The organism is Pseudomonas sp. NPDC089401, assembly GCF_044749485.1.
Classification (GTDB): domain Bacteria; phylum Pseudomonadota; class Gammaproteobacteria; order Pseudomonadales; family Pseudomonadaceae; genus Aquipseudomonas.
In genome coordinates, this window is the sequence record NZ_JBIVIA010000016.1 from 94,879 (window position 1) to 109,140 (window position 14,262).

At 65.7% G+C, this 14,262-nt stretch carries 14 protein-coding genes; 8 read left to right on the plus strand and 6 right to left on the minus strand.

All coding sequences use genetic code 11. From position 1 onward, the window contains the following. Positions 1–91 precede the first annotated feature (91 nt). Positions 92–529, plus strand: a complete 438-nt coding sequence (locus ACIP21_RS26495; protein ID WP_400694238.1) for a cupin domain-containing protein — start codon at positions 92–94, stop codon at positions 527–529. Between the two features lie 62 nt (positions 530–591). Here ACIP21_RS26495 and pcaG read toward each other — a convergent pair whose 3' ends face one another. Both pcaG and pcaH read right to left on the minus strand, forming a co-directional pair. Further along, on the minus strand, positions 592–1,197 hold the full coding sequence (gene pcaG, locus ACIP21_RS26500) for a protocatechuate 3,4-dioxygenase subunit alpha (RefSeq protein WP_400694241.1): 606 nt from the start codon (positions 1,195–1,197) through the stop codon (positions 592–594). Positions 1,198–1,207: 10 nt separating this feature from the next. Continuing rightward, positions 1,208–1,927 (minus strand): protocatechuate 3,4-dioxygenase subunit beta, encoded by a 720-nt coding sequence (gene pcaH / locus ACIP21_RS26505; RefSeq protein WP_400694244.1) that lies wholly within the window; start codon positions 1,925–1,927, stop codon positions 1,208–1,210. Positions 1,928–2,115: 188 nt separating this feature from the next. Here pcaH and ACIP21_RS26510 point away from each other — a divergent pair, with 188 nt between their 5' ends. Further along, on the plus strand, positions 2,116–3,006 hold the full coding sequence (locus tag ACIP21_RS26510; RefSeq protein ID WP_400694247.1) for a neutral zinc metallopeptidase: 891 nt from the start codon (positions 2,116–2,118) through the stop codon (positions 3,004–3,006). 298 nt (positions 3,007–3,304) lie between these two features. Beyond that, positions 3,305–5,224: a methyl-accepting chemotaxis protein gene (locus ACIP21_RS26515; protein WP_400694250.1), complete on the plus strand. Its 1,920-nt coding sequence runs from the start codon at positions 3,305–3,307 to the stop codon at positions 5,222–5,224. A gap of 119 nt (positions 5,225–5,343) precedes the next feature. On the opposite strand, the gene ggt is transcribed toward ACIP21_RS26515, so the two are convergent. The 3 genes from ggt to ACIP21_RS26530 form a co-directional block, all read right to left on the minus strand. Further along, positions 5,344–7,011, minus strand: a complete 1,668-nt coding sequence (gene ggt, locus ACIP21_RS26520; RefSeq protein ID WP_400694252.1) for a gamma-glutamyltransferase — start codon at positions 7,009–7,011, stop codon at positions 5,344–5,346. 117 nt (positions 7,012–7,128) lie between these two features. Beyond that, positions 7,129–8,025: a LysR family transcriptional regulator gene (locus tag ACIP21_RS26525; protein WP_400694255.1), complete on the minus strand. Its 897-nt coding sequence runs from the start codon at positions 8,023–8,025 to the stop codon at positions 7,129–7,131. Positions 8,026–8,189: 164 nt separating this feature from the next. Then, positions 8,190–8,780 carry an NAD(P)H-dependent oxidoreductase gene (locus ACIP21_RS26530; RefSeq protein WP_400694258.1) on the minus strand — a complete coding sequence of 197 codons (591 nt, stop codon included), beginning with the start codon at positions 8,778–8,780 and terminating at the stop codon, positions 8,190–8,192. Positions 8,781–8,937: 157 nt separating this feature from the next. On the opposite strand from ACIP21_RS26530, the gene ACIP21_RS26535 reads away from it, so the two are divergent. Then, on the plus strand, positions 8,938–9,252 hold the full coding sequence (locus ACIP21_RS26535) for a putative quinol monooxygenase (protein ID WP_400694261.1): 315 nt from the start codon (positions 8,938–8,940) through the stop codon (positions 9,250–9,252). On the opposite strand, the gene ACIP21_RS26540 is transcribed toward ACIP21_RS26535, so the two are convergent. After that, positions 9,242–10,006, minus strand: coding sequence for a sulfite exporter TauE/SafE family protein (locus ACIP21_RS26540; RefSeq protein WP_400694264.1), 765 nt, complete (start codon positions 10,004–10,006; stop codon positions 9,242–9,244). The two genes, ACIP21_RS26535 and ACIP21_RS26540, sit on opposite strands and share 11 nt — an antisense overlap. Before the next feature lie 118 nt (positions 10,007–10,124). Here ACIP21_RS26540 and ACIP21_RS26545 point away from each other — a divergent pair, with 118 nt between their 5' ends. Genes ACIP21_RS26545 through ACIP21_RS26560 form a run of 4 tightly spaced genes read left to right on the plus strand, consistent with a single transcriptional unit; the run spans position 10,125 to position 14,253 of the window. Next, positions 10,125–10,730 (plus strand): CDP-alcohol phosphatidyltransferase family protein, encoded by a 606-nt coding sequence (locus ACIP21_RS26545; RefSeq protein WP_400694267.1) that lies wholly within the window; start codon positions 10,125–10,127, stop codon positions 10,728–10,730. A 27-nt stretch (positions 10,731–10,757) separates the two neighbouring features. Continuing rightward, complete coding sequence (locus ACIP21_RS26550) at positions 10,758–12,515, plus strand: bifunctional alpha/beta hydrolase/class I SAM-dependent methyltransferase (RefSeq protein WP_400694270.1); 1,758 nt, start codon at positions 10,758–10,760, stop codon at positions 12,513–12,515. Further along, entirely contained in the window at positions 12,512–13,825 is a 1,314-nt protein-coding gene (locus ACIP21_RS26555; protein ID WP_400694273.1) for a phosphatase PAP2/dual specificity phosphatase family protein, read from the plus strand. The genes ACIP21_RS26550 and ACIP21_RS26555 overlap by 4 nt, the downstream gene beginning before the upstream one ends. After that, a complete protein-coding gene (locus ACIP21_RS26560; protein WP_400694275.1) occupies positions 13,822–14,253 on the plus strand; it encodes a hypothetical protein in 432 nt (143 codons plus the stop codon). The genes ACIP21_RS26555 and ACIP21_RS26560 overlap by 4 nt, the downstream gene beginning before the upstream one ends. Positions 14,254–14,262 lie beyond the last annotated feature (9 nt).

Here is a 14,262-nt window from a genome sequence, read left to right on the forward strand (position 1 = left end):
GCACAAGTCATGGCCGGCAGCTGACGTATTTGTGCTCAATGGATTGCCTTAACCTCTGCTCACTCGAATCGACTGGCGAAGGAGCCGTCCCATGAAAGCACTGCACACCCTGATTGCTGGCATCACCCTGGGCAGCCTTGCCCTCACCGCCCAGGCCGCAGGCGACAGCCTGATCTCGGTACCCGACAGCGCCGCGCTGAAATGGCATGAAGTACAAGGCAGCAAAGGTGCGGTCAGCTACGCCAACGTCGACGGTGACATTTTCGGCAAAGGCCCTTACTCGGCCTTCGTGAAGTTCAACAAGGGCACCGACAACGGCCTGCACAAACACAGCGAAAGCCTGCCGACGGTGGTGCTCGAGGGGACCTTCTACGCGGTCATCGATGGCAAGCGTACCGAGTACCCGGCGGGCGCCTTCTACCGGTTGCCAGCCAACCTGGTCCACGAAAGTGGCTGCACCGCCGCCGAAGATTGCCTGCTGTTCCAGTACCAGCCCGGCGCCTTCGACCTGGTGCCGGTCAAAGGCTGACCCGGCCTCAACGCAAAAGCGGCCCGCTCCTTTCGGAGCGGGCCGCTTTTCTTGCCTCGCACTCAGAAGTCGAAGAACACCGTCTCCCCTTCCCCCTGGATACGGATATCGAAACGATAGGCGGTCTTCCCGTCCACCTCGCAACGCTTGGCGATCAAGGTCTCGCGTCGCTGCGGCTGCTCGATCAGGTTGAGCACCGGGCACTTGGCATTGGCCTCGGCCTCGTCATCGAAGTACAGGCGCGTGTGCAGGTGGATGTTGATGCCCCGGGCAAACAGGCTGATGTTGATGTGCGGCGCCATCGGCACGCCCGCGGCGTTGTTGACCACGCCCGGCTTGACGGTGTGCACGGTCCACTCGCCGGCATCGAAGGTGGTGGCGGTGCGGCCGAAGCTGTTGAAGGCGTTTTCCAGGTTGTAGTCCTCCTGGTAATCGCCATTGCCGTCGGCTTGCCACAGCTCCAGGAACGAATCACGCACCAGGTGGCCGTTGCCGTCATACACCTGGCCGATCAGCAGGATCTGCTCGCCCGGCGCATCCGGCTTGGCCATGCGGTTCCAGATTTCCTGGTCGCGGGTCGGGTTGCCGGCCGCTTCCAGGGCCAGGCCGATGTGCACGTAGGGGCCGGCGGTCTGCGAGGGGGTTTCCGGCAGCAGTTCGATTGGCATGGCGGGGTCCTCAGCAGTTTTCGAAGTGGGTTTTGCGCTGGCCGCGCAGCACGATGTCGAAGCGGTACGCCAGGCTGTCCATCGGGTTGGCGTTGCCCATGTCGAGCTTGGCGATCAACTGCTGCACGGCTTCAGGGTTGGCGATCGACTTGACGATCGGGCACAGCGGGATCAGCGGGTCGCCTTCGAAGTACAGCTGGGTGATCAGCTTGGTGGCGATCGACGGGCCGCTGACGGCGACGTGGATGTGCGCCGGGCGCCAGTCGTTCGGGCCGTTGCGCCATGGGTAGGGGCCCGGCTTGATGGTGCGGAAGCTGTAGTAGCCGTCACGGTCGGTCAGGCAGCGGCCGACACCGCCGAAGTTCGGGTCCAGCGGCGCCAGGTAGCGGTCGTTCTTGTGGCGATAGCGGCCACCGGCGTTGGCTTGCCAGATTTCCACCAGGGTGTTCGGCACCGGCTTGCCGTACTGGTCGACGACGCGGCCGGCGAGGATGATGCGCTCGCCGATCGGCAGCCCACCATTGTTGAAGTTCAGCAGCAGGTCATGGTCGTGGGCACCGAAGCCCAGGTGGGAAAAGTCCGGGCCGGTGGTTTCGCTGATCGACTGCGGGATGCTGACCAGGGCCTGGCGCGGCGAGCGCGCGATCGAGGTCTTGTAGTCGGGCGTCAGGGCCTTGGGGTGCCAGTTGCGATCACGGATCACAAAGCGGCTGTTGTCCTGGGCAGGCATGCCGGTTACCTCTTTTGGAATTATGAAATAGGCCTGTGCAATGCAGGCGGACTTGCAGTTTCGGATAGGTCGCGCGGGATTAATATTGAAATCACCCACTCCAGACATAACCAAATGGTTATGTATTAGTGCCTTTGGCGGCTGTGATCTAATCTTTAACCTCATGTTTCACGCTCGGGAGAGCACTCATGGAATGGCGAAAAGGCCGACGCAGCGACAACGTGGTCGATGCCCGCGGCGAAGGTGGCGGCGGCGGCATGCGCTTCGGCGGCGGCAAAGGGCTGGGGTTGGGGGCGATCCTGTTGATCGTCGGTATCGGCTGGCTGACCGGGCAGGACCCCCTGCAGATCCTCGGCCAGCTCACCGGGCAGATGGAGCAGCAACAGCGCCAGACCGCCCCCAGCGGCAGCGGCGCCAAGGCGCCGCCGGCCAATGACGAGCAGGCGCAGTTCGTCGCCTCGATCCTCGGAGACACCGAGGACACCTGGAAGGCGCTGTTCGCCCAGGCCGGCAAGCAGTACCGCGACCCCAAGCTGGTGCTGTTCAGCGGCCAGGTCAACTCCGCCTGCGGCTTTGCCTCGGCGGCGGTCGGGCCGTTCTATTGCCCGGCTGACCAACGGGTGTACCTGGACATGTCGTTCTTCCGCGAGATGGAAACCCGCTTCGCCGCGGCCGGCGACTTCGCCCAGGCCTACGTGATCGCCCACGAGATCGGCCACCACGTGCAGACCCTACTGGGGGTGTCGGCCAAGGTCGATGCCGCGCGGCGCGGCGGCCAGCGCATGGAAGGCGACAATGGCCTGCTGGTGCGCCAGGAACTGCAGGCCGACTGCCTGGCCGGGGTGTGGGCCTACCAGGCGCAGAAGCGGCTGAACTGGCTGGAGCCGGGTGATGTGGAAGAGGCGCTGAATGCCGCCAATGCGATTGGCGATGACCGGCTGCAGCAGCAGGGCCAGGGGCGCGTGGTGCCCGATTCGTTCACCCATGGCACCTCGGCGCAGCGGGTGCGCTGGTTCAAGGCCGGGTTTGCCAACGGCAATGTGAACAGCTGCGATACCTTCGCCGTGCGCAGCCTTTGAGGTTGTAAGGGGCCGCTTTGCGGCCCATTCGCGGGTAAACCCGCTCCCACAGGTACGGCACAAGCCTTGAAGGCTGCGGTGATCATGTGGGAGCGGGTTTGCCCGCGAATGGGCTGCAACGCAGCCCCCTTCGATCCGCGAAAAGCAAACGTTTTCATATAGTTACAAAACTTCAGCAAAAGCGATTCAGCTTTCCCTTCGGCGTGCCGATAACCCCTGCACGAATCAGCAGGCCCCAGAACAACAACGCCCTGCGATCGACGATCAAGTGAGCGAACGAATTTTCTGGAGAGCGTGCATGAACAGCTGGTTCGGCAACATCAGCGTCAACCTCAAACTCGGCCTGGGCTTCGGCCTGGTGCTGGTCCTCACCGGCCTGCTGGCCCTGACCGGCTGGACCAGCCTGGGCAGCCTCATCGACCGCAGCAACTGGATGGGCGACATCGGCCAGCTCAACAAGGACCTGACCGAACTGCGCGTGGCGCGCCTGCAGTACATGATCGCCAACGGCGACGACAACGCCGCCGCCAACACCCAGGCCAAGCTGGACGCGTTCGGCAAGCAGCAGGAATTCCTGGTCAGCACCTTCAAGAGCCCGGAGAACGTCGCGCTGCTCAAGGAGCTGGGCCAGACCATCAGCGAGTACAAGGTCTCGCTGAACAAGATGCGCGCCGGCTACAAAAGCTCGCAGGCCGCCCGTGATGCCATGAACCTGTCCGCCGCCAAGGCCGACCAGGCCATGGAGACCCTCAGCCAGGAGGTCATGTCCCGCCCCGAGGCCGACAGCGTGCGCCTGGCCCAGTATCAGTTGATCAGCAAGGCCCGCCAGCAGCTGCTGCAGGTACGCGTCGACGTGCGCGGCTATATCGCCGACAACACCGCCGCCAACGAACAGGCCGCCCTGCGCCAGCTGGAAAGCGCCCTGGCCGACATCGACGCGCTCAAGCGCCAGCTGCCGGCCGAAGCCACCCGCGTGCAGCAGTTCGAGCAGTCGGTACTGGCCTACCGCGATGCCGTGCGCCAGTTCCGCGATGCGATCGCCGACATCAGCGTGTCCCGTGCGGAAATGACCGTGCAGGGCGCCGACATCGTCAAGCGCAGCGACGCGCTGTACAAGATCCAGATCGACCGCCGCGACGTCGAAAGCGCCCGCGCCCGCAGCCTGCAGACCATCGCCACGCTGCTGGCGCTGCTGGCCGGTGTGATCGCCGCCGTGGTCATCACCCGCCAGATCACCCGCCCGCTGCGCGACACCCTGCAAGCCGTGGAGCGTATCGCCGGCGGCGACCTCAGCCACGACCTGCGTGTCACCCGCCGCGACGAGATCGGCGTGTTGCAACAAGGCATCGCACGCATGGGCACCACCCTGCGCGAGCTGATCAGCGGCATCCGTGACGGCGTCACCCAGATCGCCAGCGCCGCCGAGGAGCTGTCGGCGGTGACCGAGCAGACCAGCGCCGGCGCCAACAGCCAGAAGGTCGAGACCGACCAGGTGGCCACCGCCATGCACGAAATGGCCGCCACCGTGCAGGAAGTGGCACGCAATGCCGAGCAAGCCTCGCACGCCGCCACCGGCGCCGACGACGAAGCCCGCGCCGGCGACCGTGTGGTGGGCGAGGCGATCAGCCAGATCGAACGCCTGGCCGAGGAAGTGCACCGTTCCACCGAGGCGATGAACCTGCTGCAGCAGGAAAGCCAGAAGATCGGCAGCGTGATGGACGTGATCAAGTCGGTCGCCGAGCAGACCAACCTGCTGGCGCTCAATGCGGCGATCGAAGCGGCGCGTGCCGGTGAGGCCGGCCGTGGTTTCGCCGTGGTCGCCGACGAAGTGCGTGGCCTGGCCCAGCGCACGCAGAAGTCCACCGAGGAGATCGAAGAGCTGGTGGCCAGCCTGCAGCACGGTACCCAGCAGGTGGCCAATGCCATGCAGGGCAGCCGTACCCTGACCGACAGCAGTGTGGAGCTGGCGCGCAAGGCCGGCGCCTCGCTGGAGAACATCACCAGCACGGTGTCGAGCATCCAGTCGATGAACCAGCAGATTGCCGCGGCGGCCGAGCAGCAGAGCGCGGTGGCCGAAGAGATCAGCCGCAGCATCCTCAACGTGCGCGATGTGTCGGAACAGACCGCCGCGGCCAGTGATGAGACGGCGGCGTCCAGCGTCGAGCTGGCGCGCCTGGGTGGTCACCTGCAGATGCTGGTCAGCCAGTTCCGCGTCTGACCTTCAGATGGCATTCGCGGGCAAGCCCGCTCCCACAGGTAAAGCGCAAGATTCGAAACTTGCGCCGTACCTGTGGGAGCGGGTTTACCCGCGAAAGCGTCAGTACTGCCTATACATAACTATTTGACGATCATCCCTACCCCACGCCCACGCGGATCGGAAGCGGTCTCGACCTTGTCCCCGTCCACCCGGATCGCCTGGATATCGCCCATCTCCCAGCCCTGATCCTCCAGCACATAGCCCATCTTCTTTAGCTCGTCGGCCACCGCCCCGGTCAACGGCGCATAGCTGTCGAAGTAGATCGTGTCCTTGGGCAGCAACTGATGGTGCACGCGCTGCGCCGCCACCGCCTTTTCCAGCGGCATGCCGTAGTCGTACAGGTTGTTCATCACCTGGAAGATCGAGGTGAAGATCCGCGAACCACCTGGCGTGCCGATCACCAGCTCGACCTTGCCATCGCGGGTCATCAGGCTCGGGCTCATCGACGACAGCATGCGCTTGCCCGGGGCGATGGCGTTGGCATCACCGCCGACCACGCCAAAGGCGTTGGCCGCACCCGGCTTGGCGCTGAAGTCGTCCATCTCGTCGTTGAGCAGGAAGCCCGCGCCCTTCACCACCACGCCGCTGCCGTAGTCGAGGTTGAGGGTGTAGGTGTTGCTGACCGCGTTGCCCTGCTTGTCGACGATCGAGAAGTGCGTGGTCTGGTGCGGCTCCAGGCCCGGCTTGACCTGGTCGGTGGCGGAGATCGCCTTGGGGTTGACCTGGGCGGCGCGCTTGGCCAGGTATTCCTTGGCCACCAGCTGATCCACCGGCACCTTGGTGAAGGCCGGGTCACCGAGGTAGTCGGCACGGTCGGCGAACACGCGCTTCTCGATCTCGGCCAACAGGTGGATGTACTGCGCCGAGTTGTGCGCCACCCCCTTGAAGTCTGCGGCGCGGTCTTCCTTGATGCCCAGCAGCTGGGCCAGGGCCACGCCGCCGGAGCTTGGCGGCGGCGCGGTGTAGACCACGTTGCCGCGCCAGCTGATGGCGATCGGCTCGCGCCACACAGCCTTGTAGTCCTTGAGATCCTGCTTGCTGATCAGGCCTTTGTCGGCCTGCATCTGCGCCACCAGCAGGTCGGCGGTCTTGCCCTGGTAGAACTCGCTGACGCCCTTGTCGGCGATGCGCTCCAGGGTCTGGGCCAGCTCCGGCTGCTTGAACAGCTCGCCGACCTTCATGTTGCCGAAGTAGTCGTTGAAGTTGGTCGCGGTCTTGAACATGCCCTGGGCATCGTTGCGGTACTGGTACTGCTTTTCAGCAACCTTGAAGCCGTTCTTCGCATAGCCGATGGCCGGGGTCAGCAGCTCGCTCCAGGGCAGCTTGCCGAACTTGCGGTGGGCTTCCCACAGGCCCATCACCGTCCCCGGCACGCCGGCGGCGCGCACGCCGACCAGGCTGAGGTTCTCGATCACCTCGCCCTTGTCGTCCAGGTACATGTTGCGCGTGGCGGCCTTGGGCGCCACTTCGCGGTAATCGAGGAAGTAGGGTTTACCGTTGACGAACAGGGTCATGAAACCACCACCGCCGATGTTACCCGCCTCCGGGTAGGTCACCGCCAGGGTGAAGGCGGTGGCCACCGCAGCGTCCACCGCGTTGCCGCCCTTTTTCAGGATGTCGGCGGCCACCTGTGCACCATATTGATCGGGCGCGGCCACCGCACCGCCTTCCAGGGTAGCTGCGTAGGTAGAGGAACAGCTCAAAAGCGCGGCTGCCAGGGCCAGGTACTGGAACGGGACAATACGCATGACACTTCCTTGGTGTTGTTTTTGTTGAGCAGTCAGTAAGGCCGAAGCGCTGCGACTGTGCAATCAACCCCAGGAAGTTTCGCCGTCTTCGGACAGTATCTGTCGCATACAGGCAACTCAGCAGGCGTACATCACCAGCTTGCGCTGGATGAAATCGAGAAAGCACTGGATGCGCAGGGCCAGCTGCGTGTTGCGGTAGTAGACCGCGTGGATCGGCTGGCGATAGCCGTTGTTGGCCTCGGCCAGCAACACCTTGAGGCGGCCGCTGCGGATGTCTTCGTGGGTCATGAAGTGCGACAGGGAAACGATCCCCTCCCCGGCCAGGGCCAGCTGGCGCAGGGTTTCGCCGCTGGAGGCCAGCAGCGCCGGGCGGATCGCCCAGCGGTCGCCGTGGGCATGGCGCAGCGGCCAGTGGTTCAGCGACTCGGGCTGGCTGAAGCCGAGCAGGCAGTGCTGGTCGAGTGCTTCGACCGTGGCCGGGGTGCCATGCTGCTCCAGGTAGGCCGGGCTGGCCAGGACCTGTACCGGGCTGCAGCCGAGCGCGCGGGCATGCAGACTGGAGTCGGCCAGCTCACCAATGCGGATGGCCACATCGGTGCTCTGCTCCAGCAGGTCGATGATCAGGTCGTCGGTGTTGAGCTCCAGCTCGATGCCTGGGTACTGGCGGCGGAACTCGCCGATCCACGGCAGGATGGCGTGCAGCATGAACGGCGCCGCAGCGTTGATGCGCAGCCGCCCGGACGGGGTCTGGCGGTTCATCGACAGGCGCTCTTCCATTTCGTCCATCTGCTCCAGTACCCGGCGGGAGCGTTCGAGGAAGAAGCGGCCCTCTTCGGTGAGGTCCATGCGCCGCGTGGTGCGGTTGACCAGGGTGGTGCCGAGCTTGGCCTCCAGGCGTGACAACGTGCGGCTGACCGCCGACGGGGTCTGGCCCATCTGCTCGGCGGCGGCGGAAATCGAACCGCAGTCGATGACGGCGACGAATACCTGGAGTTCTTCGGAGCGGGTTTTCACGGCGGGGCCTGTGGGTGGTCTGCGCAAGGATTAGATAGCTGCTTGTCGACTGCAAGTCCAGCTTCAGCTGTACCGGCCTCTTCGCGGGCAAGCCCGCTCCCACAGGATGGGTGATCTCCTGTGGGAGCGGGCTTGCCCGCGAAGAGGCCGGTACAGCCAATGCATTACTCGGCCTTGCCGAACACCTTGTCCAGGTGAGCTTCATAGGCCGCCAGCGCCGCTGGCACGTCCGGGCGCTTCATCACATCCACCGCCAGGAAGGTCGGCAGCCCGCTCATGCCGAGGAACTGGTTGGCCTTGTGGAATGGGAAATACACCGCATCCACGCCCTTGCCCTCGAAGAAATCGCTAGGGTCGTCGAAGGCCTGCTGCGGCGCGTTCCAGGTCAGCGACAGCATGTACTGCTTGCCCTGCACCAGGCCGCCGCTGCCGTACTTCTGCGAGTGGTCCGAGCGGGTGCGGCCGTCGTTGGCGTAGAGGCTGCCGTGACCGGCGGTGAAGACCTCGTCGATGTACTTCTTCACGGTCCATGGCGCCCCCATCCACCAGCCCGGCATCTGATAGATGATCACGTCGGCCCAGAGGAACTTCTCCACTTCGGCCTGGGCATCGTAGCCCGCGTCAATGAAGGTCTGCTGCACGTCGTAGCCGGCACGGTCCAGGTGGGCCAGGGCGGCATCGTGCAGGGTCTGGTTGAGACGGCCATCGGAATGGGCGAACTGTTTGCCGCCGTTGAGCAGAAGGATGTTTTTCATGGGGTGCCTCGGGTCATGAAGGAATGACCGGCACATTAATGGCTCGCGGGCAGGTGAAACAGCAGGGACGGGGCAAAATACAATTGACCTGGAGTCACGAATCCGCACTGAATTATTGCCGTAGAATCGTTCCACCCTTTATCTGGAGTGATGTTCCATGACTCAGCAGCAAGCATTCATCCTCAAGGCCAAGACCCGCCCGGAAATGGCCGAAGCCTTCGAAGCCCTGTTCCGCGCCTACGTCGAGCCGAGCCGCCAGGAGCCAGGCTGCATCGAATACCATATGCTGCGTGACCAGCAGGACCCGAGCCTGTTCGTGTTCTACGAGGTATGGGCCGACCAGGCGGCGCTGGACGCGCACTCGGCACTGCCACACATGGTCGAGTTCTTCGACAAGCGCATGGACTACCTGGAGCGCGATTTCGACATCCAGCCAATCGTGATGCTCAGCGCCTCGTCCGCTAGCCGTTGATCAGCAGGTGGCCGCCCAGCGCGGCCAGGCCGATGAAGAAGCAGCGCCTGAACAGCGCTGCGCTGATGCGCTGGCGCAGCCACTGGCCGGCGAGCATGCCCAGCAGGGCTGGCGCCAGCATCAGCAACGAGGCGCCCAACGCCTCGCCGCCCAGGGCATCCTGGCCTGCCAGGCCGACGGCCAGGGCCAGGGTCGAGACGGTGAACGACAGGCCCAGGGCCTGGATCATCTCGTCGCGGCTCAGGCCCAGGCTCTGCAGGTAAGGCACCGCCGGCATCACGAACACGCCCGTGGCGGCGGTGACCACGCCTGTCACCAGGCCGCACACCGGCCCCAGCCACCCTTCCCGCTGCGGCGCCACGCGCAAGGCCGGGCCAACCAGCCCGTACAGCGCGTAGACCAGCAGCGCCGCCCCCAGCGCATGCACCGCCCACGGCCCGCTATTGATACCCAGCCAGGCACTGCCCAGCAGCGTGCCGAGGAAGATCATCGCCAGCATCGGCCCAAGCCGGCGCAACAGCGCCCGCAAATGGCCACCGGCCGCCAGTTGCCAGAGGTTGGTGAGTGTCGAGGGCACGATCAGCAGCGCCGCCGCCTGCGCCGGTGGCATCGCCAACCCGAGCAGGCCCATGGCGATGGTCGGCAGGCCGAGGCCGATCACACCCTTGACGGCGCCCGCCAGCAGGAAAGTGACGAGCACCAGCAGCGTCAGTGCCAGGCCGATGTTCTGGTAGAAGGCGATCAAGGTATCCATGGCCGCCATCATGGCGTGTACCGGGCGGGTAGGACAAGACATACGAGCATGGCCGCTTGCAGCGCGCGCGACGGATTGTCCACAATCGGCTCGACGCACTCGAAAAGGAATGTTCCCCGTGCCCTCGATCTACCAGCTCAAGCCCCGCTTCCAGGCCCTGCTGCGCCCATCGGTGCAGCGCCTGCACGGCAAAGGCGTCACCGCCAACCAGGTCACACTCGGCGCCGCCTTGGTCTCGGTGCTGCTGGGCCTGCTGCTCGCCGCCTTCAACCAGAGCACCTGGCTGTTCCTGCTGGTGCCGCTGTGGATGCTGCTGCGCATGGCCTTCAACGCCGTCGACGGCATGCTCGCCCGTGAATTCGGCCAGCAGACCCGGCTCGGCGCCTACCTCAACGAGCTCTGCGACCTGGTGGCCGACGCCGCGCTGTACCTGCCCTTCGCCCTGCTGCCCGGCATCTCGCCGCCGTTGCTGGTGCTGGTGGTCATCGCCGCGCTCATCAGCGAATACGCCGGCGTCATGGGCCCGCTGGCCGGTGCTTCGCGGCGCTACGACGGGCCGATGGGCAAGAGCGACCGGGCCTTCGCCTTCGGCGTGCTGGGTGCCGGCGTGGGCCTTGGGCTGCTGAACGCGAGCTGGGCCAACGGCCTGCTGCTGGTCATCCTGCTGCTCTCGCTCTATACCCTTTACAACCGGGTTCGCCAGGGCTTGGCCGAACGCCGCTGAGCCCCCCGCCGGAAAAGGACGCTGACCATGCGCCAAGCGCAAGCACTGCATTTCTCCACCCATGACGGTGTCGAGCTGCACTACCGTCACTGGCCCGCCGCCCGCAATGAATACCAGCCACGCAGGGCCGTGGTGATGTTCCACCGCGGCCACGAGCACGGCGGGCGCATGGCCCACCTGGCCGATGAGCTGAACATGCCGGGCTACGACTTCTTCGCCTGGGATGCCCGTGGCCATGGCCAGTCGCCAGGCGCACGGGGCGACAGCCCGGGGTTCGCCACCAGCGTGCGCGATGTGCAGACCTTCATCGAGCATATCCAGGCGCAACACGGCATCGCCGAGCAGGACCTGGTGGTGCTGGCGCAGAGCGTGGGGGCGGTACTGATCGCCACCTGGGCCCACGACTACGCCCCCAAGGTGCGCTGCCTGGTGCTGGCCTCGCCGGCATTCGAGATCAAGCTGTACGTGCCGTTCGCCCGGCCCGGGCTGAAACTGCTCAAGGCCTTGCACGGCAACTTCTTCGTCAACAGCTACGTCAGGCCTGGCCTGCTGACCCATGACCCCGAACGGGTCATGTCGTATGTCGCCGACCCGCTGATCAGCCGGCCCATTTCGGTGACCATGCTGCTGGGCCTGTATGAGGCTGCCGACCGTGTGGTTGCCGATGCCCAGGCGATCCAGCTGCCCACTCAGCTGCTGGTGTCCGGCGCCGACTTCGTGGTCCAGCGCAAACCGCAGGAGCGCTTCTTCGAACGCCTGGGCAGCGCGCGCAAGGAGATGCACATCCTCCCCGGTTTCTTCCACGATACCCTCGGCGAACGCGACCGGGCACACGCCCTGCGGCGCATCGAACGCTTCGTCGCGCACTGCTTCGACTCCCCGGCGGCGGTCCCTTGCCTGCTCGATGCCGACAAGCTCGGCGCCACCTGCGCCGAGGCCGAAAGCCTCGCCGCGCCGTTGCCGCGCCATTCGCCGCGGGCGCTGTACTGGCGCGCCACCCGCGCCGGCCTGCGCCTGGGCAAGGGCTTGTCGGCCGGGGTGAAGCTGGGGTTCGACACCGGCTTCGACTCCGGCAGTACGCTCGACTACGTGTACCGCAACCAACCCACGGGCAAGGGCAAACTGGGCCGCCTGATCGACCGGAACTACCTGGACGCCATCGGCTGGCGTGGCATTCGCCAGCGCAAGCTGCATGTCGAAGCGCTGCTGCGCCTGGCCATTGCCCACTTGCGCGAGCAGCAGCGGCCTGTGGATATCGTCGACATCGCCGCCGGCCATGGCCGCTATATCCTCGAAGCCCTGGAAGGGCTGGAACAGCGGCCGGACTCGATCCTGCTGCGTGACTACAGTGAACTGAACGTGCAGCAAGGCCGCGCGTTGATCGCCGAGAAAGGCCTGGCGGACATCGCCCGCTTCGTCCAGGGCGATGCCTTCGATCGCACCAGCCTGGCCAGCCTGGAACCGCGCCCGACCCTGGCCGTGGTGTCGGGCCTGTACGAGCTGTTCGCCAGCAACCAACTGGTGGGCAATTCGCTGGGCGGCCTGGCCGAGGCCGTGCCCGCCGGGGGTTACCTGGTCTATACCGGGCAACCTTGGCACCCGCAGCTGGAGATGATCGCCCGCGCCCTGACCAGCCACCGGGGGGGCGAGGCCTGGATCATGCGCCGGCGCAGCCAGGCGGAAATGGACCAGCTGGTGGAGGCCGCGGGGTTTCGCAAGCTCGCCCAACGCATCGACGAATGGGGCATCTTCAGCGTCAGCCTGGCACAAAAGGTCGACGAATGAGCCAGGCGCGCGAGCCTGGGCTTGTCCTGCGGGGCGTACTCTGGCTCGTGCTGCTGGGGCCGCTGTTCTTCATCAGCTACGGCCTGGCGAACCAGCTCACGGCCGGGCGCAGCGATGTGGGCAGCCTGGTGTTCGCCTGGGAACAGCACATGCCGCTGTGGCCATGGACGATCATTCCCTACTGGTCGATCGACCTGTTGTACGGCTTGTCGTTCCTGCTGCCGCGCACGCGCCGGGAAATGGACCGGCATGCCCTGGCGTTGCTGACTGCACAAGTGCTGTGCGTGGCCTGCTTCCTGCTCTGGCCATTGCGTTTCACCTTCGAGCGACCAGCGCTGGACGGGCTGTTCGGCTGGCTGTTCGATGTGCTGATGGGCTTCGACAAACCGTTCAACCAGGCGCCGTCGCTGCACATCACCTTGCTGGTGATCCTGTGGACGATGTTCGCCCGCCACCTGCACCGCCAACCTTGGCGCTGGCTGATGCACGGCTGGATGGCACTCATCGGCCTGTCGGTGCTGACGACCTGGCAGCATCACTTCATCGACCTGCCCACTGGCGCGCTGGCGGGCTGTTTGTGCCTGTGGCTGTGGCCGTCACAGGGTCGACTGCCCTGGCAGAACATTCGCCTGGCCCGGGCGCACAAGTGTTGGTGGCTGGCGCTGGCCTATGCGCTGGGTGCAGCGGCGTGTGCAGGGGTGGCGTTCACCTTGGGTGGCGCCTGGTTGTGGCTGGCCTGGCCCTCGCTGTCGCTGGCGCTGGTTGCACTGAACTACGCGGTGCTCGGTGCCGGTGGGTTTCAAAAAGGCAGCGATGGCCGCTTGTCGTGCGCCGCGGTGGCTTTGTTCGCGCCTTACCTGCTGGGAGCGTGGGTCAACTCGCGGCTGTGGACCTGGCGCCAGCCACACCCGGATGAAGTCTGTGAGGGCGTGTTCCTGGGGCGGATTCCTGGGGTTGGCGAACGCCTCGGGCAAGCCGCCATCGTCGACCTGTGCGCGGAACTGCCCTGTGTCGTGGCTGGCCAGCAGGCCTACCGGGTATTTCCGGCGCTGGACCTGATAGCCCCCGACAATGGCCTGCTACTGGAGGCGGCCACGTCCATCGAGCACCTGCGCCAGCAAGGCCCGGTGCTGGTCTGCTGCGCCCTGGGCTACTCGCGCAGCGCCAGTGCCGTGGCGGCCTGGTTGATCGTCAGCGGCCGCTGCGCCGATGCCGACCAGGCCGAGCGGCTGCTCCGCCAGGTTCGCCCGAGGATCGTCCTGCACCCCGCCCACCGCCAAGTGTTGCAACGCCTCGGAGCCCACCGATGAACCTGCTGGTGATCGCCTGCCTGCTGCGACGCGGTACGCAACTGGAACGCTGGTCGGACGGTATCACCCTGGTGGCCCTGGCCTATGGCCTGGCGCCGCTGCTCGGCACGCCCGTGCGGCCGCTGGGCACGCTGTTGTGCGTGGCCTTGCTGATGCTCGGCGGGCTGCACAAGTACTGGGCGATGCGTGTGGCGCTGGACGCCGAACTGTTTGCCGGCCTCGCCAGCAGCACCGACCTGGTGGCCGATACCCAGGCGCTGGACCGCAGCCTGCATGGGCTGAAGCTCAAACCTCAGGCCAGCGACACGCGCGACTGGCCTACCCGCAGCCAGGCCGCGCTGGCGCTGCTGCGTCGCCAGGCGTCATGCCTGGGCCTGCAAGTGCTGCTGGCCTTGGCTACCCTGCTGACATTGCCCTTCACCGGATAAGAACCGATC

Excerpts from the sequence above, each read along its gene's own strand:
- ACIP21_RS26495 (WP_400694238.1), top strand. The coding sequence starts at position 92 with ATGAAAGCACTGCACACCCTGATTGCTGGCATCACCCTGGGCAGCCTT.
- pcaG (WP_400694241.1), bottom strand. The coding sequence starts at position 1,197 with ATGCCAATCGAACTGCTGCCGGAAACCCCCTCGCAGACCGCCGGCCCC.
- pcaH (WP_400694244.1), bottom strand. The coding sequence starts at position 1,927 with ATGCCTGCCCAGGACAACAGCCGCTTTGTGATCCGTGATCGCAACTGG.
- ACIP21_RS26510 (WP_400694247.1), top strand. The coding sequence starts at position 2,116 with ATGGAATGGCGAAAAGGCCGACGCAGCGACAACGTGGTCGATGCCCGC.
- ACIP21_RS26515 (WP_400694250.1), top strand. The coding sequence starts at position 3,305 with ATGAACAGCTGGTTCGGCAACATCAGCGTCAACCTCAAACTCGGCCTG.
- ggt (WP_400694252.1), bottom strand. The coding sequence starts at position 7,011 with ATGCGTATTGTCCCGTTCCAGTACCTGGCCCTGGCAGCCGCGCTTTTG.
- ACIP21_RS26530 (WP_400694258.1), bottom strand. The coding sequence starts at position 8,780 with ATGAAAAACATCCTTCTGCTCAACGGCGGCAAACAGTTCGCCCATTCC.
- ACIP21_RS26535 (WP_400694261.1), top strand. The coding sequence starts at position 8,938 with ATGACTCAGCAGCAAGCATTCATCCTCAAGGCCAAGACCCGCCCGGAA.
- ACIP21_RS26540 (WP_400694264.1), bottom strand. The coding sequence starts at position 10,006 with ATGGATACCTTGATCGCCTTCTACCAGAACATCGGCCTGGCACTGACG.
- ACIP21_RS26550 (WP_400694270.1), top strand. The coding sequence starts at position 10,758 with ATGCGCCAAGCGCAAGCACTGCATTTCTCCACCCATGACGGTGTCGAG.
- ACIP21_RS26555 (WP_400694273.1), top strand. The coding sequence starts at position 12,512 with ATGAGCCAGGCGCGCGAGCCTGGGCTTGTCCTGCGGGGCGTACTCTGG.
- ACIP21_RS26560 (WP_400694275.1), top strand. The coding sequence starts at position 13,822 with ATGAACCTGCTGGTGATCGCCTGCCTGCTGCGACGCGGTACGCAACTG.